Below are 19,304 nucleotides of genomic sequence, written 5' to 3'. Positions count from 1 at the left end.
GGCCTTGTGATGACCGTGGTGGAGCGACAGGAGTGGGACGTCGTCGTGGTCGGCGCCGGGGGCGCGGGCCTCAGGGCGGCCATCGAGGCGCGCGAGCGGGGCGCCCGTACGGCGGTGATCTGCAAGTCGCTGTTCGGCAAGGCGCACACGGTGATGGCGGAGGGCGGCATCGCGGCGGCGATGGGCAACGCCAATCCGCACGACAACTGGCAGGTGCACTTCCGCGACACCATGCGGGGCGGGAAGTTCCTCAACCAGTGGCGAATGGCCGAGTTGCACGCGCGCGAGGCGCCCGACCGCGTCTGGGAGCTGGAGACCTGGGGCGCCCTCTTCGACCGCACGAAGGACGGCCGTATCTCGCAGCGCAACTTCGGCGGCCACGAGTACCCACGCCTCGCCCACGTCGGCGACCGTACCGGCCTCGAGCTGATCCGCACGCTCCAGCAGAAGGTGGTGGCGCTCCAGCAGGAGGACAAGGAGGAGACCGGGGACTACGAGTCCCGGCTGAAGGTCTTCCAGGAGTGCACCGTCACCCGGGTGCTGAAGGACGGCGACCGGGTGTCCGGGGTATTCGGCTACGAGCGCGAGTCCGGCCGCTTCTTCGTCCTCGAAGCACCCGCCGTGGTGATCGCGACGGGCGGCATCGGCAAGTCCTTCAAGGTCACGTCGAACTCGTGGGAGTACACGGGCGACGGGCACGCGCTGGCCCTGCTCGCCGGGGCGCCGCTGCTGAACATGGAGTTCGTGCAGTTCCATCCGACGGGCATGGTCTGGCCGCCGTCGGTGAAGGGCATCCTCGTCACCGAGTCGGTGCGCGGAGACGGCGGGGTCCTCAGGAACTCCGAGGGCAAGCGGTTCATGTTCGACTACATTCCCGACGTCTTCAAGGAGAAGTACGCCCAGTCGGAGGATGAGGCCGACCGCTGGTACGACGACCCGGACAACAACCGCCGCCCACCCGAGCTGCTCCCCCGTGACGAGGTCGCGCGCGCGATCAACGCCGAGGTGAAGGCGGGCCATGGCTCCCCGCACGGCGGTGTCTTCCTCGATGTGTCGACGCGTATGCCGGCCGAGGTCATCCGGCGCCGGCTACCGTCCATGTACCACCAGTTCAAGGAGCTGGCGGACGTCGACATCACCGCCGAGGCGATGGAGGTCGGCCCGACCTGCCACTACGTGATGGGCGGCATCGCGGTCGACTCGGACACGGCGGCGGCCCGCGGCGTCACGGGGCTGTACGCGGCCGGAGAGGTGGCCGGCGGAATGCACGGCTCCAACCGCCTGGGCGGCAATTCGCTCTCCGACCTGCTGGTGTTCGGGCGGCGGGCCGGTCTGCACGCGGCGGAGTACGCCATGGGACTGGCGCGGCGCCCCGCGGTGGACGACATCCAGGTGGACACCGCGGCGGCGGAAGCCCTGCGCCCGTTCTCGGCCGAGGGACCGGCGCCCGGTGAGGAGGTCCAGGAGCCGAGCCGCCCGCCCGAGAACCCGTACACCCTCCACCAGGAGCTTCAGCAGACGATGAACGACCTGGTCGGCATCATCCGCCGCGAGGCGGAGATGCAGCAGGCGCTGAAGAAGCTCGCGGAGCTGCGGGTACGGGCGCGCCGGGCCGGCGTCGAGGGACACCGGCAGTTCAACCCGGGTTGGCACCTCGCCCTGGACCTGCGGAACATGCTGCTGGTCAGCGAGTGCGTGGCACGGGCCGCCCTGGAACGCACGGAGTCGCGCGGCGGACACACGCGCGAGGACTGCCCCGCGATGGACCGTGCATGGCGCCGGATCAATCTGCTGTGCCGGCTCACCGACCCCACCGGCGGCCTCGCGGCGACCGACCCGGTCCGCGGCCAGATCACCCTCAGCGCCGAGACCACCGAACCCATCCGCCCCGACCTGCTCGCCCTCTTCGAGAAGGAGGAGCTGGTCAAGTACCTCGCCGAAGAGGAGCTGTACGAGTGAGCAGCTACGAAGCCCGCTTCAAGGTGTGGCGGGGCGATACGCAGGGCGGCGGCCTGGAGGACTTCAAGGTCGAGGTCAACGACGGCGAGGTGGTCCTGGACATCATCCACCGCCTCCAGGCCACCCAGACGCCCGACCTCGCCGTGCGCTGGAACTGCAAGGCGGGCAAGTGCGGTTCGTGCTCGGCGGAGATCAACGGGCGGCCGCGACTGATGTGCATGACGCGGATGTCGGTGTTCGGCCGGGACGAGACGATCACGGTGACGCCCCTGCGGGCCTTCCCGGTGATCCGCGACCTGGTGACGGACGTGGGCTTCAACTACCGCAAGGCACGCGAGATCCCGTCCTTCGTGCCGCCCCCCGGCCTGGGCCCCGGCGAGTACCGGATGATGCAGGAGGACGTGGACCGCTCGCAGGAGTTCCGCAAGTGCATCGAGTGTTTCCTGTGCCAGGACACATGTCATGTGGTGCGCGATCACGAGGAGAACAAGCAGGTGTTCGCGGGTCCGCGCTTCCTGATGCGGGTGGCGGAACTGGACATGCACCCCCTGGACGCGGCGCAGGAGACGGGCCTGGACCGCAAGCGCACGGCCCAGGACGCGCACGGCCTCGGTTACTGCAACATCACCAAGTGCTGTACCGAGGTGTGCCCAGAGGGGATCAAGATCACGGACAACGCCCTGATCCCGTTGAAGGAGCGGGCGATCGACCGCAAGTACGACCCGCTGGTCTGGCTGGGGTCGAAGATCAGGAGGCGTCCTTCAGGAGGCTGAGCGTCCGTCCGAGGCCGTACTCGGCGATCCCGCGCACGGAGCCGGCTCCCGCGCCCGGTCCCGGTCCCGGTCCCGGTCCCTTACGAGCGTCTCGCAGTGGGGGCGCGGGTCTGCGGCCGGCTCGTGCCCGTGGTCCTGTCAGGGAGGCCCGGGCGTCGCCGGTGAGGGGCGCGCGGGCGGGCGTCATGCGGAGGTGCGGCCGACGCGCTGGCCGAGGAGCTGCAGCACCGCCCCCGAGACGAACACCACCATCCCGACCGCGAAGACGGCAACGGCGGTGGCCGTGTCGCGCGCCGGGGAGCCGAACCTCAACAGCGCCACCCCCGCACAGCTCACCAGGGCGCCGGAGCCCCACAGGCGCGGCCGTAGCACACGACCCCGCGGAAACGGCAGGATCCGGCCGGTCGTCAGGGCCATGACGCCCGCGACGGCATAGAGGACCAGGATCACCGACACGGCGACCAGTGAGATGACGTGCATGGAAACCCCCGTGATGTGGTGCCCCCGATGATGGCACCGCCCGCCGGGGACGACCAGATCCACCCCCTCCATGGATCCGCTGGGAGTCCTGCCGTATCAGGCGCACACCGGTCGCGGGGCCGCGCCATCGGCCATACGCTCCGAAATGTGACGCCGCCCCACCGTCGACGCCGGCCGCGCCGGGCCGTCGCGCACCCAGCCGTGCGGAGGGTGTCTGTCGTGTGCGGGGCGGCGTTGGCCCCGGTGGTCGCAGTGGCGGCGGTGGCGGCCGGGACCGGGCGGACGTCCACCGGCGATCTGGTGCTGCCGCTGGTCGCCGTGGTCGCCGCCGTTGCCGTGGCGGCGTACGCCTCGGTGCGGCGAAGGCTGCGGGCGGCCACGCGCACGACGCCGGGCGGGCGGGCGCCCACGGTCGTACCGCTCGACGAACTCGACCGCAGGGCCCGGCGGTTGCTCGTCGAGGCCGACGACTGGGTGCGCACGAGCCGGGAGGAACTGGGCTGGGCCGCCGCGCAGTTGGGAGAGGACGCGGTACGGGGCCATGCGGACGCGGTGGAGTTCGCCGCGGCGGAGCTGGCGGCGGCGTTGCGGGTCCGGCGTCGGCTCGACGACGGGGAGGGCGACACGCGGGTGCTGCTCGACGAGATCGTGGCGCGGTGCGGGGCGGCCGGGCGGCGGCTGGACGCGGAGGCGGCCGGGTTCGACCAGACGCGGGCGCTGGAGCGGACCGCGCGGGAGGCGCTGGAGCTTGCCGAGACGCGGTTCGAGGAGGTGGCGGGGCGGGTCGCGGACGCGGACGACACGCTCGACTGGCTGCGTGAGCGCTACGCCCTGTCCGCGTATCTGCCGGTGGCGGGCCACGACGAACAGGCCAAGGACCGGCTGGCCTTCGCCACGGCCTGCCTCCACCGGGCGGGCCGGGCCCTGGAGGAGGACGAGACGGCCCGGGCGGTGGTCCACCTGCGCGCCGCGGAGGCGGCCGTCGACCAGGCCGCGGTCCTGGTCACCGGCATCGCCCGTCTCGCCTCGGCCCTGACCACCGCCATGGCCCGCCTCCCCACGGCCCTGACCGACACGGAGACCGACCTGACGGAGGCCCACGCGCAGCTGGAGGCGGGGTCCGCCCGGGCCGACCTGCGGGGCCGGATCGCGTACGGGGAGTCGGTGGTGGCGGAGGTGCGGGGTGAGATGGGGGCCGCGGGGGTGGTACGGGACGAGGCGGCCTCGGACAGCGGGACGGGGGGCGGGCGGACCACCCGCGCGGACAGCGGCGGCGGAGCGGCGGGGGAAGGTGGGGCGGGGGTCGCGGAGGCATCGGGGCGATGTGATCCGGTGGGGGCGTTGCGGCGGATCGAGCAGGTGGCTGTGGGGCTGGACCGGGCGTTGGGGCGGGGCCCGGGCGGGCCGCGTGCCCTTCGGCGGCTCGAACGGGCCCTCCTCGTCGCCCGCGGTGCCGTCGGTGCCGCGGCGGACCATGTGACGACGCACCGCGGGGTCGTCGGCTGCGAGGCGAGGACGCTGCTCGCGGAGGCGGAGCGGCGGCTGCGCGAGGCGGAGAACACGGACGCGCCCCCCGTGCCGGCGCCGGCCGAGGCCCTCGCGGACGCGCGGGAGGCCGATGCGCTCGCCCGGGGGGCCCGCCAGTTGGCGGAGCGGGACGCAAGGGCGTACGGGACGCCGTACGGCGAAGGCCTCTGGACGGGCGGCGCCGTACTCGGCGGCATCCTGCTCGACGCCCCGCACCCGAGCGGCGGTCCCCCGGGGTACCCGGGCGACGGCGGCCCCGCGAGCTACGGCGGACCGGGCACGCGGGGCCGAAGGGACGGCGGCGAACTGTTCCGGCCCGCGCAGGCCGACGCCCCGCACCCGGAGGCACCGCGGGGCACGGGCCCGCGGCCCCCGGCTAGAACAGACTGAGCAGCGCCTCCGCCGGGTCCGCGATCCCGTTCTCGCCGCCGGGCAGCGGCAGTTCGAACCACACGGTCTTGCCGCGCGGCGTACGGCGGGAGCCCCAGGCCGCGGAGAGCAGCCCGACCAGTTGCAGCCCGCGGCCCCCCTCGTCCGTGTCCCGGGCGCGGCGGCGGCGCGGCTGGACCAGACCCGAGTCCCACACCTCGCACACCAGCGTCCGGTCGAGCAGCAACCGCAGTCGTATCTCGCCCTCGCCGTACCGCAGGGCGTTGGTGACGAGCTCGCTGACCAGCAGCTCCGTGGTGTCCACCAGCGGCTCCAGGTCCCAGCTGAGCAGCTGGCCGCGCGCGTACTCCCGGGCCCGGCCCACGCTCCGCGGCTCCCGCGGCAGAGTCCAGTCGCCGACGGACTCGGCCGGCAGCCCCTGCACCCGTGCCATCAGCAAGGCGATGTCGTCCTCGCCGTGATGCGAGTCGAGGGTGTTGAGCACGTGGTCGCAGACGTCCTCCAACGGCTGGGAGGGGTCGGTGAGCGCTCCTACGAACGCCTGCAGTCCCTCGTCCAGCGGATGGTCGCGGGACTCGACGAGACCGTCCGTGTACAGCGCGAGCAGCGCGCCCTCCGGGAGTTCGACCTCCACCTCCTCGAACGGCTCTCCGCCCACGCCCAGTGGCATCCCGGGCGGCACGTCCAGCATCAGCGCGGCCTCACCCGGCTCGACGAGCACCGGCGGCAGATGCCCGGCGTTGGCGAAGGTGCAGCGCCGTGTCACCGAGTCGTACACCGCGTACACACAGGTCGCGAGGTACACCTCGGACAGGTCCGCCTCGCGAGGCCGGCGGGCGGCGCGGGTGGCCTGCTGGATGCCGCCGGGGGCGCCGAGGCCGCGCGCGATCTCGTCCAGCTGGGCCAGGACTTCGGCCGGTTCGAGGTCGAGCTGCGCCAGGGTCCGTACGGCCGTGCGGAGTTCACCCATCGCGACGGCGGCGCGCAGACCGCGTCCCATGACGTCTCCGACGACCAACGCCGTGCGGTGGCCGGGCAGTTCGATGACGTCGAACCAGTCGCCGCCGACCTCGCTCGGCCGCCCGGTGGCCGCGTTGCCCGGCATATAGCGGCAGGCGATGTCCAGACCGGAGGCCTCCGGGTCGCCCGGCGGCAGCAGGGACCGTTGCAGTATCAGAGCCCGTTCGTGTTCCCGGCGGTACAGGCGCGCGTTGTCGATGCAGACCGCGGCGCGCGCGGCCAGTTCCACGCCGAGGGCGCGGTCGCGCTCCCCGAACGGCTCGCTGCCCTTCGTACGGGAGAACTGGGCGAGGCCGACCACGGTGTCGTGCGCGACCATCGGCACCGCGAGCGTCGACTGGATCAGGCCACCGTCCTCCGGGGGGATGTGCCGGGGCCGGGCCGTGCGCAGGGCGTCCGCGCAGGGCGAGTTGAAGGAGAAGTGGTGGACGGCGCCGACGGCGACGGGCGCTGGGCCACCGGCGAACGGCGCGTCCGCGACCGCGCTGGAGAACGCGACCCGACGCAGCTCGGCGCTGCCGTCGGCGAGGCCCGGCGGGGTCTCGTCGCCGACCAGGAGCCCCTGGTAGAGGTCGACGGTGGCGAGGTCGCAGAAGCCGGGGACGACCACGTCGAGGAGTTCGCGCGCGGTGGTCTCCAGGTCGAGGGAGTTGCCTATGCGGGCACCGGCCTCGTTCAGGAGGGCGAGGTTGCGGCGGGCGGCGGCGGCCTCGCGGGCGGCGGCGCGACGGGCGGTGATGTCGGTGCCGAGCCACGCGACGCCGATGGGACGGCCGCTGCCGCTGTGCACGCGGTAGAGGTTGACGGACCAGTGCTTGCGCTCGTCTGAGCCGGGGACGAAGCCCGTCACGTGCATGTCCGTGATCGACTCGCCGGTCTCCAGGACGCGTCGCAGCGTCGCGGCGACGCGCTCGGCCTCCGGGGACGGCAGATAGTCGTGCACGGAACGCCCACGGTGGTCGTCGGGGGTGCCCCCGAACGTGGCGGCGAACCGCTGGTTGGCGCGCCGTACCCGCAGCTCGGCGTCGATCAGCAGGAAGCCGAAAGGAGATTGACCGAATATCGCCTGGGAGGCGGCGAGGTCGGTTTCGATGCTCCGTAGCGTGCGGACGTCGACGATGATGCACACGGCGGCCCGTTCGCCGTCCTGCGTGGTGGTCGGCATCACATAGACCTCGGCAACTCCCTCGGTCCTCCCCGGATCGGGCAGCCGGAAGGGGATCACGCCCGTCCACTCCCGGCCGTCCAGGATCTCGGCCATCTTGCGCTGGCCGCGCTCACGCAACGCCGGGGCGACGAACGCCTCGATGGGGTCCATGCCGACGGCCCGCTCGGCGGGAATGCCGAAGATCTGCTCGGCCCGCAGGCTCCACTGGTCGACATGCCCGTCCGGGCCGAGGGAGAACGAGGCGACCTTGATGTAGTCGTAGATGGAGCCGGGCGGACTGCTCTGCCACACCATGCCGCTCGTCGTGTCGCGCGGGTCGGTGGCCGCGGCGAATTCGGCCGCGGCCCCACCCCTCGCGCCGTCCGACGGGTCCTCGGACTCCGTGGCCTTCGCTGGTATCTCGCTCACGCGAACCGTCCCCTCCAGCTCACCGCGTCCGGCACCGGTCACCGGGGGCGGCTGCCCGCAGTATCCAGCACTACGGTGCCGCACAACACGGTGTTCACGATCACAGCACGGTCCCGATGCTTTTTGGACCGGCCGGGTCATACTCCCAGTCTTCTAACCAGGTGATGCCCGGTCGAACCAAAGACTGCTCCCGTCACCCCTGGCGTGATCCATTCGGTCACCGTGCGCCCCCCCGTGAGCCGCGCACCCCGTCCGGCCATCCTCGGCCGTGAACCGCGGGCTCGCCGTCAGCCGGGAACCGCCAGTTCGAACCAGACCGCCTTGCCCGAGTTCGCCGGCCGGGTACCCCAGCGGCGTGCGGCATGGGCGACCAGCTGGAGTCCGCGGCCGTCCTCGTCGTCATGGCCGGCGGTGCGCGCACGGGGCGGGTCGGGAAGCGGGTCGGTGACCTCGACGAGCAAGCAGGGGGCGGGGTGGGCGGTGCGGACGAGACGGACGCCGATGGGACCCGCCGCATGGCGCAGGGAGTTGGTCACCAGCTCGCTGACCAGCAGCGCGGCGACGTCCCCGAGCTCCGCAAGCCCCCAGGTGCGCAGCTGGCCCCGGACGACGGCGCGAGCGGTCCGTACCGCACCGGGGTCTGCGGGGAACGTCCACTCGGCGCTTTCGCCTTGGGTGTCGAGCACGCCGATCACTTCCCAGGCCAGAAGCCCACCCACGTCCGGTTTCGCGGGCTTAATGGGCACATACCCGATATCCGTAGCGCCTTACCGCGCACTGGGGCGCACTGTGGCACGAACGGCGTATGGGGCGCCAGTCCCTGGAACACCATGCGACACACCATTCGCAGGCCTTACCTGCTCGCCGGACCGCGTCCCCGAGGTCCGGCCGCGGCCCTTCCCGCACGTCGCATGCGGGGAATTCCGGCCGGGCGCCGTGGCGTACCGCGCACGACGCCGACACAGGTTTTACCGATTCCATGTATTCCGCACGGCTTCCCCGGGATCGAATTCCGCACGTTCGGCACGGATCCCGCCACGGATCACACTCGGCCGGAAGGAGGTCAGGACCGCTTCCACCGGGCCAGCACGGCCTTGACCGCCGCCACGTCCTGACCGAGCCAGTCCACGTCCCAGATCTCATCGGGAGTCAGCCAGCGCAGTTGGTCGTGGTCCTCCAGGGGCTCGGGGGTCCCGTCGAGGAGGTGCGCCACCCAGACGCGCAGAACGTACCCCGGCTTCAGGGGCCACTCCCCCGGTACGCGCTCGACGGGCTCCGCCGTCACGCCCAGTTCCTCGCGCAGCTCGCGCACGAGAGCGTGCTCGGGGGCCTCGCCGGGCTCCACCTTGCCGCCGGGCAGCTCCCAGCGTCCGGCGAGCTCCGGGGGCGCGCTGCGGCGGGCGGCCAGAAGGCGGCCGGCGCTCAGCACGGCAGCCCCGACCACCACGATCGGTTGCGTCATGCGCCGGAGCCTACGGGAGTGCGCGACGGATCACATGCCCGGTCCCGAGCCCTCACTTGCCGTGGTGCCCTATGCGTTCGACCCAGTACAGCTGCTTGTGGCCGCGGTCGTCGAGGCTGTCCACGATCTTCTGGGCCTCGGCGCGGGTCGCGTACCTGCCCACGCGATAGCGGTTGCCGTTGTCGTCCTGCCGTATGACGAGCCAGGGAAGAGTGACCGTGTTGTCGTTCATCGCACCCCTCCACTCCCCGTCCCCGGCCCTCGCCGGGCCCCACCCACCAAGGAAACCGCGCTGCGCATATGCCCGAGCCTACGCCTTACCTTCACGCAGCGAATACGCGTTTTCACAAAGAGGTACGCAACCAGCCATGGTGGAGGGAGCGCACGCCGTCGAACGCGCCGTTCAGTGCGCCCCCGGCGTACCCGAAGCAGCGCGAAGCGCCCTCGGAGGGCAGAACGGAGAACGGCCGGATTGCAACTGAGGGCGGGGGCCTTGCCCTTGGCGGTAGGTGCGGCGCAACTTCCCGAAGGAAAGGGCTGGTTGAGGGGAGGGTGGCTGGGATCCGCGCTCGGAAGGGCGTTCGGACCGCCCCCCGGAAGCCCGCCCACGGCCGCGCCGGGGACCCCGCTCGTGGGCCGTTCCCGGTTCCCCTTCGGGGGGACGCAGGCGGGCGAGCCGCCCCGCTACTTCACCGGCAGGTGGTACGCCACGCGGTACCGGTCCGCCGGGACCACCACGTCCGCCGTTTCCACCGGGCGGCCCGAGGCGTAGTAGGTGCGCTGGATGACCAGCACCACATGCCCGGGGACACCGCCCAGCGCCATCAGTTCCTCCGCGAGGCCGGGGCGGGCACCGACCTCCTCCGTGACGTTGTCCACGATCACGTCGATGGCCGCCATCCGCTCGACGACATCCATGCCGCCGAGCGGCCCCTCCTCGGGGAGCATCACGGGGGTGCGGCCGGTCAGGGCGAGCGGCTCCCACGACGTGGAGAGCATCATCGCCTCGCCCGCGTCACGGAACACGTACTTCGTGCACATCACGCGGTCGCCCGGGTGGATACCGAGCCGCTCGGCGATGGCGCCGCTCGCCTCCGTCTGTTCGCTGCGCGACTCCCAGGTGCCGCGCGCGGTGGCGTCCGCCTGTTCCTGACGGAACGGGGTGGCGCCGCTGTCCGGACGGAACCCCGAGCGGGCGATCCGCCGCGGGACCGGCCGCTCGCGGACATACGTGCCCGATCCGGAGCGGCCCTCCACCAGCCCCTCGGCCATGAGCACCTTGCGCGCCTCCAGGGCGACCGTGTCCGAGACGCCGTACTCCTCGCGGATGCGGGCCTGGGACGGGAGGCGGGTGTGCGGTGGCAGCGATCCGTCGACGATCCTCTTGCGGAGATCACCCGCGACACGCAGATACGCCGGCTGCTCACCGAAAGTCACTGGCCGCTCCCATCAGCTTGTACAGACAGCAACAGCGTGGCAACCGTGGGTTGTGCCATGCAAGCAGGGGCCAGAGAATCACTCGATGTGATGACCTAGGCCCCCCAGGGGCATTGCCCAGGCATTTTCTCCCCACTATGGACGCCGTCACACCTGTTCGCCGCCCTCCGCCACCCCGCCGGAGGGTTCCTCGCGATCCACGCCGCGCGACCACGGGGACGGGCCCGGGCCCAGAGCCTTGCGGGCAGTGACCGCCCCGCGATGCCGCCTCCTCGGTACCGGTCGTGCCGGGATCCCGGCTCGTGCGATCGGAACAGCGACGCCTGATCAGAACAGCAGCGCCCAGGAGTTGATCTGCCCCGTGTCGAACGTCGCGTTGTCGGTGACCCTCAGCTTCCAGGTGCCGTTCGCCGTCTTCGCCGAGGCGTTCACGGTGTAGGTGGTGTCGATGTTCTGCGTCCCGCCGCCGGATCCGAAAGGCTTGAGCAGGTACGCGGTACCGTCCGGCGCGATCAGCTCGACCTTGAGGTCCCCGATGTAGGTGTGCCGGATGTGCACCTCGACGCCGAGGGCCGAGGGTGCTTTGCCGGAGACCCCGGTGACCGTGATCGGCGACTCCACGGTGGAGTTGTCGTTGATCGGGTAGCTCTTGGTGTTCTCGAAGCGGGGCCGGGACGCCGCGCCCCCGACGACGTCGAGGAGCCGGTTGGGGGAGCCGGTTCCCGGGGCGGTGACCACACCGACGGACGCGGCGCTCGTCAGTGCGGAGGCGACCTGCGCGGGCTTGGCCGCCGGGTGGTCCGCGAGATAGAGGGCCGCCGCGCCGGCCGCGTGCGGAGTCGCCATCGACGTACCGGACAGGGTGGCGGTCGCCGTGTCGCTGGTGTACCAGGTGGACTTGATGGAGGAACCCGGCGCGAAGAGGTCGAGGGTGGGGCCGTAGTTGGAGTAACTGGCCCGCGCGTCACTCGACGTGGTGGCGCCGACCGTGATCGCCTCTTTCACCCGGGCCGGCGAGTAGCCGGAGGCGTCGGCGTTGCTGTTCCCGGCCGCGACCGCGAAGGTGACGCCGGAGGCGATGGTGTTGCGGACGGCCGTGTCGAGCGCGCTGTCGGCGGTGCCGCCGAGGGACATGTTGGCCACGGACGGGCCACTGCGGTTCCGGGCCACCCAGTCGATGCCCGCGATGACCTTGTCGGTGGTCCCGGAGCCGGAGTTGTCGAGGACGCGAACGGCGACGATCTTGGCCTTCTTGGCGACGCCGTAGGAGGTGCCGGCGACCGTGCCCGCGACATGCGTGCCGTGGCCGTTGCCGTCCTGCGCGACGGTGTCGTTGTCGACGGCGTCGTAGCCGTACGAGGCACGGCCGCCGAAGTCGGTGTGGGTGATGCGTACGCCGGTGTCGATGATGTACGCGGTCACGCCCTGCCCCGCGGAGTCGGGGTAGGTGTACCGGCCGTTGAGCGGCAGGGGCTTCTGGTCGATGCGGTCCAGACCCCAGGAGGGCGGGTTGCTCTGGGTCGTGTCGATGTGCACGACACGGTTCTGGACGACGGAGGAGACGGCCGGGTCGGCGGCGAACCGTTTGGCGTCGGCCTCGGCCGCGTGGATCGCGTATCCGTTGAGCGCCTTCACATAGGTGCGCCCGATGGTGGCGTGGTACTTCGCGGCAAGGGCCCGTCCCCGGTCGGAGTCCGCATCCGTGACGCCCGTCCTGAGGAGGACGATGTAGCTGTCGGCGACGGCGTTCGGCGCGCCCTCGTACTGGATCCGGCCCTCGGGACCCGGCACTGCGTGCGCGGTGAAGGCGGAGACCAGCCCGGCGACCAGGGCCGCCGCGCCGATCCCGGCCAGTCGTCGCTGGGCCTGCCGCATCACTGCCATCCGAGGTCCTCCTGATCGGTGGTGCGCTGGTGGCGCCCCGGAGCGGTGCGGGGCGGTGCGGGTGCGGGCGGTGGACGGCGGACAGAGGGATGAGCACGGACACAACACGGACGCCGCGCCGCGATCATGACATATCGCCACCAACCGGACAACTACCCTGCCCGTATGACACCTTTGCCGGACCGTTACTGCCCGGTGGACGGAACGCGCGTGCCCGCGGAGTCGTTCGCCTGGTGCTGTCCCGTCTGCCACGGCCCTCTGGACCTCGACTTCGCCCCCACCCCCGCGCCGCTGAAGTCCCTTGCCGGACGGGTCAACTCGCTGTGGCGGTACGCCGAGACGCTGCCGCTGGCCGCGCCCTCGGTCAGCCTCGGCGAGGGCCGTACGCCGCTCGTGGAGCTCAAGGACGGCATCTGGACCAAGCTCGACTTCCTGACGCCGACGCTGTCCTTCAAGGACCGGGGCGCGGTGCTGCTGGCCGAGCTGGCGCTGCGGCTGCGTCCGCGGCAGGTCCTCGCCGACAGCAGCGGCAACGCGGGCACGGCGATCGCCGCCTACTGCGCACGGGCCGCGCTGCCGTGCACGGTGTACGTCCCCGAGGGCGTCTCAACCAAGAAGCTGGAGCAGATCCGGGCGCACGGGGCGCGGGTGCGGGTGGTCGACGGCGACCGCGAGGCGGCGGCGCGGGCGGCACGCGAGGCGGCGGACGAGCCGGAGGTGTTCTACGCGTCGCACGTCTTCAACCCGTACTTCCTGCACGGCACTAAGACGTACACCCACGAGCTGTGGGAGGACCTGGGGGGTCGCCTGCCGGACGTGCTCGTGCTGCCCGTCGGCAACGGCACGCTGCTGCTGGGCGCGGCCCTCGCCGTCGCCGAACTGTACGCGGCGGGCCTGCTCGACCGGCGTCCGGCGCTGTACGCGGTGCAGGCGGCGGCGGTCGCGCCGCTCGCGCACGCGTTTGAGGAGGGCGCCGACGACCTGGTGGACACCGCGCCCACGACCGGCACGGGCCCGACCTTCGCCGAGGCGATCGCGGTCCCCCGCCCGCTCCGGGCCCGCCAGATCCTGCGCGCGGTTCGCGACTCGGGCGGCAGGTTCCTCACCGTGACGGAGGACCAGATCCGCCACGCCCAGTTGGACTTGGCGTCCCGGGGTCTGTATGTGGAGTCCACGGGGGTGGTGTGCTGGGCGGCGGTACGGGACGGGGTGCTGGGAAGCCGCAGCGCGGCCGTGCCGCTGTGCGGGGCGGGTCTGAAGACGGGGCTGGCGGGCTCCTGAGGTCTTGCAGCAGCGCGCCGAGCCGCTCGCCGGGGTTCCGTGCTCCGAAGTGATCGCTAGCCCTTGACGACCCCGAGGGGTACCAGGCGGACGACCAGCCGGGCGAGGCCCGCGCCTTCGGTGGCGCGGGCGACCGCGTCGACGTCCTTGTAGGCGTCGGGGGCCTCTTCGGCGAGCCCGCGCCACGAGGACGGCCTGACGGAGACGCCCTGGGACTCCAGCAGGGCCCGCAGCTCCTCGCCACGGACCCGGCGCAGCGCCTGGTGGCGGCTCCACACGCGCCCCGCGCCATGGGCGGAGGAGGAGAACGCGTCGTTCCCGGGGGTGCCGACCATCACGTACGAGGCCGTGCCCATCGTGCCGGGTACCAGAACGGGGTGCCCGAAGCCGACGAGGTCCTCCGGCAGATCGGGGTGGCCGGGCGGGAGCGCGAGAGTGGCGCCCTTGCGGTGGACGCACAGCCGGCGCCGTACCCCGTCCACGTCGTGGGTCTCGATCTTGGCGGTGTTGTGGGAGACGTCGTAGACCAGGTCGAGTTCCGTACGCGCGGCGGTGGCGAAGGCATGACGCGCGGCCTGGGAGAGCAACTGCCGGTTGGCGCGGCCGTAGTTGGCGGCGGCCGCCATCGCGCCGAGGTAGGCGCGGCCGGGTGTCGAGACGACGGGCGCGCAGGCCAGCTGCCGGTCCGGGATGTGGATGCCGAATGCGCGCAGGGACTGGTCCATGACGCGGACGTGGTCGGTGCACACCTGGTGGCCCAGGCCGCGTGAGCCGCAGTGGATCATGACGCAGACCTGGCCGGCGTGCAGACCGAAGGCGGCCGCGGTCTCGGCGTCGTACACCTGCTCGACGGCCTGTACCTCCAGGAAGTGATTGCCCGAGCCCAGGCTTCCCACCTGTTGCAGCCCCCGTTCCACGGCCCGCTGCCCGACCTGTGAGGGATCGGCCCCCGCGAGTGCTCCGCGGTCCTCGCAACGGTCCAGGTCGCGTGGTACACCGTGACCGCGTTCGACCGCGTACCGGGCTCCGTCGACGAGGAGCTTCTCCATCTCCGCCCGGCCGGAGAGCTTCCACAGCCCGCCACGGCCCATGCCGCGCGGAACCGTGTCGCCGAGGACGTCCATCAGCGGCCGCATCCTCGGGGCCAGCCGGTCACGGTCGATACCGGCGGCGAGCAGCCGGACACCGCAGGAGATGTCGAAGCCGACGCCGCCGGGCGAGATCACTCCGCCGTCGTCGATGTCGGTGGCGGCGACCCCGCCGATCGGGAAGCCGTACCCCCAGTGCACATCGGGCATCGCGAACGAGGCGCGGACGATGCCGGGCAGCGTCGCCACGTTGACGACCTGTTCCAGCGCCTTGTCCCCGACCGTCTGCGGCAGCAGGTCCCGCGTCGCGAAGACCACTCCCGGCACCCGCATCAGGTCGTGCGGGTCGATACGGAACCGGAACGGGTTCTCCGGCACCAGCGTGATCTCCATGCCCGTCACCACCCGTCGGCCGGCCGCCGTCCCGGCGGCGGGGCCGGCGCCCAGCCCGCGCCCCGGCGCCGTGGGCGGGTCAGGCCGGCTGGAGGAGGATTTCGCGGATGTCGTGCGGGACCTGTTCGAGCGCCGACTCCAGTTGCCCGGGCGAGACGTGCTCGCGGACCGCGGCGGTGACCGCGGCGGCGATCCGTGGGACGTCCTCGACCGGAACCTTGCCTTCCTGGGAGAAGCGGTTCACGTAGCCCTCGCGGTCGTACTTGATCGGTACGTGGCTGGGGTCCCAGCCGTCGTAGTAGGCGCCCCGCATCAGCTCGGGCAGCTGGGCGGCGAAGTGGGCGGCCACGTCGACGGTGAGCCGGTCCCGGAGCGTGTGCAACCAGGTGCGCAGGAGCCGGTGGGCAAGGTGGCGGTCCTCGGTTCCCAGACTCTCGGCCACCGATTTCAGCCAGATGTTCGCCGTGTGGATGGTGTGCTCGAAGTCGGGCGGGTGTGTGACGGACATGAATCTTCCCTTCCGGTCTGTCCGGGGCGCTGTCCGTGACATTGATGGCCGCGCGGAGTGCGGCGTCCCGGCGCGTGCGGTGGGCGACACCGCGAACGATCAGGTGATTCAGAAGTCGACAGGAATGCGGGCAGCGCCTGCGGTGGCGGCCCGCGGCAATGACGCAGGCGCGGAGGACGTCGCACGCGGTGGCTTCTCGTCGTTCCTGCCCTATGGCGTCCATGGTATTGCGCGGGGTGGGCTCGGGTGCCGCTCAGACGTCGAGCGTCACCGAACAGGTCCAGCCCTGGGCCCCGTGACCGACGTGCAGTTCATGGAGGGTGACGGCCTTCGGGGCGGCGCCCGTCACCGGGAGCGAGTCGGCGTCGGCCATGCGCAGGTCCGCGCGCAGGCCGCCGGCGACCGGGGCGAGTTCCAGCCCGACCGGGACCTCGCCCGCGGTGTCGAGCCGGTACACGACCTCCTCCAGCAGGGCCACCAGCAGGTCCTCGTCCCGTTCGGCCCGGAGCACCACGTCCCGCCGCCGGTCGCCGACGGCTCCGGTCAGGTCCAGGAAGGACTCGCACACCCCCCGCACGGCCTGCGCCAGGCACTCCTCACGCGTCGTGCCCCATGCCTCCACCCGCAGGTCCGCGGTGTGCGGAACGCTGCGGTGCCCGCCGCGCGGCATGGCGCTCTCCGGTCGCATCTACGTGTTCTGCCGCGGATGCTCGTGAAGCCGTGGAACCGTGGCTCCGCCTCCGGCCCGCACGGCTTCCACCACCTCCTGGTGCAGGTGTCGGCTGTCCTGCTCGGAAGGGCACGGCACCGGGCTTCCGGTGAGGGTGAACCACTGGGAGCCGCCGCTGTACTGGACCGCCACGTCGGCCTGACCGCAGTGCCAGGTGGTGTGGACGGTCAGGTCGCCGGTGAGGATCCCGGCCTCGTCGGTGCGGGCTCCTCCGCGCCCGGCGAACACTCCCTTCGTCGTCCAAGATGCCCACTCCATGACCATCAGCCCCTCTCCCGATGCGGGCGCCCCTCCCGACCACGCCACGATGCCTGCTACTGGGTATGGTCCGCCCGCCGGCCCCGGACGACAACGCGGACCGGGGCCCGGGTCCGCCGCCCGTCAGGCCCTGAGGCCGAGCAGGCGCCGGGCGTTGGCGGAGAGCCAGGCGCCGGTGATGTCGTCACCGAGATCCAGCGCGGTCAGTTCGTCGGCCAGCCTGCGGACGGGCACGGGGTTGACCCAGGTGGAGGTGCCGAAGAGGGTGCGCTCGCGGGCGAGGGTCCGGGCGTGATGGAGCAACGGCGACCAGCCGGAGCCCGGGTCGGCCATCCGGCGGGGCCGGTGCGAGGAGAACTCCAGATACACGTGCGGGTGCCGGGCCGCCGTCAGCAGCGTCTCCGTCACCTCGGGCCAGCCCGCGTGGCCGGCCACCAGGATGAGCCCGGGATGGCGCGCCGCCAGGGTCTCCAGGGTGCGCCAGCTGCCGAGGCCGGTGGCGCGCCGGGCCGCGAAGTGGTGGCCGGTGTGCAGCCAGACCGGCAGTCTCTGCAGGCGGGCGGCGTCGAAGACGGGGGTGAAGGCGGGATCGGTGGGGTCGGTGCCGTCGAGGAACGGAATGACGCACAGGCCCTCGGCGCCGGCCTCGACGGTGCGTTCCGCCTCGCGCAGGGCGGCCACCGGGTCCCGGAGCGAGATGCCCGCCCACACATGGATGCGGGAGCGGGCGGAAGCGGTGGTGCTCAGCAGCCAGTCGTTGACGGTACGGCCGTCGGGAAGCCGCTCCTGGCTGCCCATGGCGATCTCGGCGACGACACCCTGCCGGTCCTGCTCGGCGAGGTGGGCCCGCAGGTCGAACGGCGGCCGGGCGGGCGGCAGCAGCACGTCCAGCGCCGCTCTCCAGCCGTCCCTGAGCGCCGCCCGGTAGACGGGGCGCGAGGCGTCGAAGTAGCGGCAGAGAGCGGCGGAGAAGACGTCGAGGTACTCCGGGGCGTTCTCACCGAGCCGGTTGAGGTAGGCCCGCCAGCCGGCGGTGTCGTGGATCAGCGAGCAGACGTCGATGACGGGAGGCCGCACGGGCGTGTCTCCTCTGCGGTGGCGGCGGGACGGGCGTGGACCGTGCCGGGTCAGCGCTCCTCGCGGGCCGAGTCCCGGCCGGACTCCCAGGCCGCGAGGACCCGGTCGGCCTGGTCGACGTAGAGCGTGAAGAGGTCGGCGAGATCCGAGAGGCGCTCTCGCGACCCGCCGCGGGCGGCCGCGACCCCCAGACGCAGGGTGTTCGAGAAGGTCCGCAGGTGTGCGTTGTTGGCCTGCAGCAGACCATGTACGTCCCCGACGGCCTCGTAGCGGACGCGCCGGCTGCCGGGCTGGGTCAGCCGCCGTACCAGGGACCAGGACTCCAGCTGCCGCGCCGCCACGCTGAGACCGCTCTTGCTCGCGCCCAGGTCCTGGACCATCGTGTCGAGGTCCACGGGTGTGTCCCGGAGCAGCAGATAGCCGTAGAGCCGCCCGGTCGTCTGCGGCAGGCCCCACCGCTCCAGCAGGGCGCCCATCGAGGAGACGAAGACGTCTCCGTGTCCGTGTCCGTCCGCGTCCTCGGGGGCGGGCAGGGCGGCCGCGTCGCGATCCGTTTCATTCCGCATGGGTCCTCAGTCCGCTCAGGAAGTCGACGATCATCCGATTGACCAGGTCCGGTCGGTCGAGGTTGGCGACATGGCCCGCGTCCGGCAGCACCCGCAGTCCGCTCCGCGGATCGCGCCGGTTCCACCGCTCCATGGCGCTCCTGACGTTCCCCGTGCTGTCGTACTGGCCGCAGAGCAGTAGCTGGGGCCTGTCGATCAGATAGTCGGGGTCCTGGGTGAGCGTCCGGGTCATGCCCTCCCACACGGTCAGGAAGCCCCGGCGGCCCATCCGCAGGAACACCTCCCGCAGATGGGCACGGGCCTCGGGTGTCCGGGCCGAGGCGACGGCCATCCTGGCCGCGAGCCGGCGGTAGGGCAGCATCCGCAGCAACGGACGGGACAGCGCCAGCTGTGCCCGTTGCGCACGGCTGACCGGCAGGGTGTTGGACGTGGAGCCGATGACGACCAGTGCCGCCACGTCGTCGGGACGGCGGCGCAGATACTCCTGCGCGATGTTGCCCCCTATCGACTGGCCGAGCAGGACCACCGGCCAGGGTCCGGGGCAGGTCTCCAGCAGGGCCCGCAGGTCGTCGGCGGCGTCCAGGACGCGGAAGCGGCGGTTGCGGCACACCGAGAGTCCGTGGTGGCGGACGTCCCAGCGCAGGGTGCGGTACCCGGCCGCGAGCAGGGCGGGGATCTGCGGATCGAACATGCGGTGGTCGGCACCGGCGCCATGGGTGAGGGCCACCAGAGGCGCCGTCGGGGGCCCGGCCGTCCAGTAGTGCAGGCATGCGCCGTCGCGGGTGAGGGTGTGCGGGACCTCGGCACGGAGGCCGGTGCCGGGCCGGGGAGGGGGCGAAACGTCGTTCACCGGATTCAGAATATCGTGACAGCCGGTGTCGGTGCGGTGACACGC

The 19,304-nt window shown here is 72.2% G+C and carries 18 protein-coding genes; 4 read left to right on the top strand and 14 right to left on the bottom strand.

Annotation, left to right across the window (positions count from 1 at the left end):
* Positions 1-9: 9 nt before the first annotated feature.
* Together ASC56_RS17550 and ASC56_RS17545 are read left to right on the top strand one after the other, a co-directional pair.
* Positions 10-1,959, top strand: coding sequence for a fumarate reductase/succinate dehydrogenase flavoprotein subunit (locus tag ASC56_RS17550; RefSeq protein WP_055492371.1), 1,950 nt, complete (start codon positions 10-12; stop codon positions 1,957-1,959).
* A complete protein-coding gene (locus tag ASC56_RS17545) occupies positions 1,956-2,732 on the top strand; it encodes a succinate dehydrogenase/fumarate reductase iron-sulfur subunit (RefSeq protein ID WP_055492370.1) in 777 nt (258 codons plus the stop codon). The genes ASC56_RS17550 and ASC56_RS17545 overlap by 4 nt, the downstream gene beginning before the upstream one ends.
* Before the next feature lie 183 nt (positions 2,733-2,915).
* Here ASC56_RS17545 and ASC56_RS17540 read toward each other — a convergent pair whose 3' ends face one another.
* Positions 2,916-3,212 (bottom strand): hypothetical protein, encoded by a 297-nt coding sequence (locus ASC56_RS17540; RefSeq protein ID WP_159039671.1) that lies wholly within the window; start codon positions 3,210-3,212, stop codon positions 2,916-2,918.
* Positions 3,213-3,431: 219 nt separating this feature from the next.
* Between ASC56_RS17540 and ASC56_RS17535 the strand changes: the two genes are divergently transcribed.
* Positions 3,432-5,129, top strand: a complete 1,698-nt coding sequence (locus tag ASC56_RS17535; protein WP_234376998.1) for a TPM domain-containing protein — start codon at positions 3,432-3,434, stop codon at positions 5,127-5,129.
* Here the strand turns inward: ASC56_RS17535 and ASC56_RS17530 are convergent.
* The 6 genes from ASC56_RS17530 to ASC56_RS17505 form a co-directional block, all read right to left on the bottom strand.
* Entirely contained in the window at positions 5,116-7,725 is a 2,610-nt protein-coding gene (locus ASC56_RS17530) for a SpoIIE family protein phosphatase (protein WP_055492563.1), read from the bottom strand. The two genes, ASC56_RS17535 and ASC56_RS17530, sit on opposite strands and share 14 nt — an antisense overlap.
* 287 nt (positions 7,726-8,012) lie before the next feature.
* Positions 8,013-8,471 (bottom strand): ATP-binding protein, encoded by a 459-nt coding sequence (locus ASC56_RS17525; protein ID WP_107309278.1) that lies wholly within the window; start codon positions 8,469-8,471, stop codon positions 8,013-8,015.
* Positions 8,472-8,788: 317 nt separating this feature from the next.
* A complete protein-coding gene (locus ASC56_RS17520) occupies positions 8,789-9,187 on the bottom strand; it encodes a (deoxy)nucleoside triphosphate pyrophosphohydrolase (RefSeq protein ID WP_055492366.1) in 399 nt (132 codons plus the stop codon).
* A 52-nt stretch (positions 9,188-9,239) separates the two neighbouring features.
* On the bottom strand, positions 9,240-9,419 hold the full coding sequence (locus ASC56_RS17515) for an SPOR domain-containing protein (protein WP_055492365.1): 180 nt from the start codon (positions 9,417-9,419) through the stop codon (positions 9,240-9,242).
* Between the two features lie 452 nt (positions 9,420-9,871).
* On the bottom strand, positions 9,872-10,624 hold the full coding sequence (locus ASC56_RS17510) for a GntR family transcriptional regulator (protein WP_055492364.1): 753 nt from the start codon (positions 10,622-10,624) through the stop codon (positions 9,872-9,874).
* Between the two features lie 327 nt (positions 10,625-10,951).
* Positions 10,952-12,508 carry a S8 family serine peptidase gene (locus ASC56_RS17505; protein ID WP_055492363.1) on the bottom strand — a complete coding sequence of 519 codons (1,557 nt, stop codon included), beginning with the start codon at positions 12,506-12,508 and terminating at the stop codon, positions 10,952-10,954.
* 165 nt (positions 12,509-12,673) lie between these two features.
* On the opposite strand from ASC56_RS17505, the gene ASC56_RS17500 reads away from it, so the two are divergent.
* Positions 12,674-13,789 (top strand): pyridoxal-phosphate dependent enzyme, encoded by a 1,116-nt coding sequence (locus ASC56_RS17500; protein WP_055492362.1) that lies wholly within the window; start codon positions 12,674-12,676, stop codon positions 13,787-13,789.
* Positions 13,790-13,845: 56 nt separating this feature from the next.
* Here the strand turns inward: ASC56_RS17500 and ASC56_RS17495 are convergent, their stop codons facing one another.
* From ASC56_RS17495 to ASC56_RS17465, 7 genes are all read right to left on the bottom strand, one after another.
* Positions 13,846-15,270 (bottom strand): RtcB family protein, encoded by a 1,425-nt coding sequence (locus ASC56_RS17495; protein ID WP_055492361.1) that lies wholly within the window; start codon positions 15,268-15,270, stop codon positions 13,846-13,848.
* Between the two features lie 79 nt (positions 15,271-15,349).
* Positions 15,350-15,778 (bottom strand): DUF2267 domain-containing protein, encoded by a 429-nt coding sequence (locus ASC56_RS17490; RefSeq protein WP_055492360.1) that lies wholly within the window; start codon positions 15,776-15,778, stop codon positions 15,350-15,352.
* Between the two features lie 253 nt (positions 15,779-16,031).
* Positions 16,032-16,466: an archease gene (locus ASC56_RS17485; RefSeq protein WP_199836017.1), complete on the bottom strand. Its 435-nt coding sequence runs from the start codon at positions 16,464-16,466 to the stop codon at positions 16,032-16,034.
* Positions 16,467-16,766 carry a hypothetical protein gene (locus tag ASC56_RS17480; protein WP_055492561.1) on the bottom strand — a complete coding sequence of 100 codons (300 nt, stop codon included), beginning with the start codon at positions 16,764-16,766 and terminating at the stop codon, positions 16,467-16,469. It lies immediately after the preceding gene.
* A gap of 123 nt (positions 16,767-16,889) precedes the next feature.
* Complete coding sequence (locus tag ASC56_RS17475; RefSeq protein WP_234376986.1) at positions 16,890-17,843, bottom strand: amidohydrolase family protein; 954 nt, start codon at positions 17,841-17,843, stop codon at positions 16,890-16,892.
* 50 nt (positions 17,844-17,893) lie between these two features.
* Positions 17,894-18,409: a GbsR/MarR family transcriptional regulator gene (locus ASC56_RS17470; protein ID WP_055492359.1), complete on the bottom strand. Its 516-nt coding sequence runs from the start codon at positions 18,407-18,409 to the stop codon at positions 17,894-17,896.
* Complete coding sequence (locus ASC56_RS17465) at positions 18,399-19,259, bottom strand: alpha/beta fold hydrolase (RefSeq protein WP_234376985.1); 861 nt, start codon at positions 19,257-19,259, stop codon at positions 18,399-18,401. The genes ASC56_RS17470 and ASC56_RS17465 overlap by 11 nt, the downstream gene beginning before the upstream one ends.
* Between the last annotated feature and the right edge of the window lie 45 nt (positions 19,260-19,304).

This window comes from Streptomyces sp. TP-A0356 (assembly GCF_001417775.1).
Taxonomy (GTDB): Bacteria; Actinomycetota; Actinomycetes; order Streptomycetales; family Streptomycetaceae; genus Streptomyces.
This window is presented reverse-complemented; position numbering and strand designations above follow the sequence as displayed.

Bases quoted from the DNA above. Each gene is read 5' to 3' on its own strand.
- ASC56_RS17550 (WP_055492371.1), top strand. From the start codon at position 10: ATGACCGTGGTGGAGCGACAGGAGTGGGACGTCGTCGTGGTCGGCGCC.
- ASC56_RS17540 (WP_159039671.1), bottom strand. From the start codon at position 3,212: ATGCACGTCATCTCACTGGTCGCCGTGTCGGTGATCCTGGTCCTCTAT.
- ASC56_RS17520 (WP_055492366.1), bottom strand. From the start codon at position 9,187: ATGACGCAACCGATCGTGGTGGTCGGGGCTGCCGTGCTGAGCGCCGGC.
- ASC56_RS17515 (WP_055492365.1), bottom strand. From the start codon at position 9,419: ATGAACGACAACACGGTCACTCTTCCCTGGCTCGTCATACGGCAGGAC.
- ASC56_RS17505 (WP_055492363.1), bottom strand. From the start codon at position 12,508: ATGGCAGTGATGCGGCAGGCCCAGCGACGACTGGCCGGGATCGGCGCG.
- ASC56_RS17500 (WP_055492362.1), top strand. From the start codon at position 12,674: ATGACACCTTTGCCGGACCGTTACTGCCCGGTGGACGGAACGCGCGTG.
- ASC56_RS17495 (WP_055492361.1), bottom strand. From the start codon at position 15,270: ATGGAGATCACGCTGGTGCCGGAGAACCCGTTCCGGTTCCGTATCGAC.
- ASC56_RS17490 (WP_055492360.1), bottom strand. From the start codon at position 15,778: ATGTCCGTCACACACCCGCCCGACTTCGAGCACACCATCCACACGGCG.
- ASC56_RS17485 (WP_199836017.1), bottom strand. From the start codon at position 16,466: ATGCGACCGGAGAGCGCCATGCCGCGCGGCGGGCACCGCAGCGTTCCG.
- ASC56_RS17480 (WP_055492561.1), bottom strand. From the start codon at position 16,766: ATGGAGTGGGCATCTTGGACGACGAAGGGAGTGTTCGCCGGGCGCGGA.
- ASC56_RS17470 (WP_055492359.1), bottom strand. From the start codon at position 18,409: ATGCGGAATGAAACGGATCGCGACGCGGCCGCCCTGCCCGCCCCCGAG.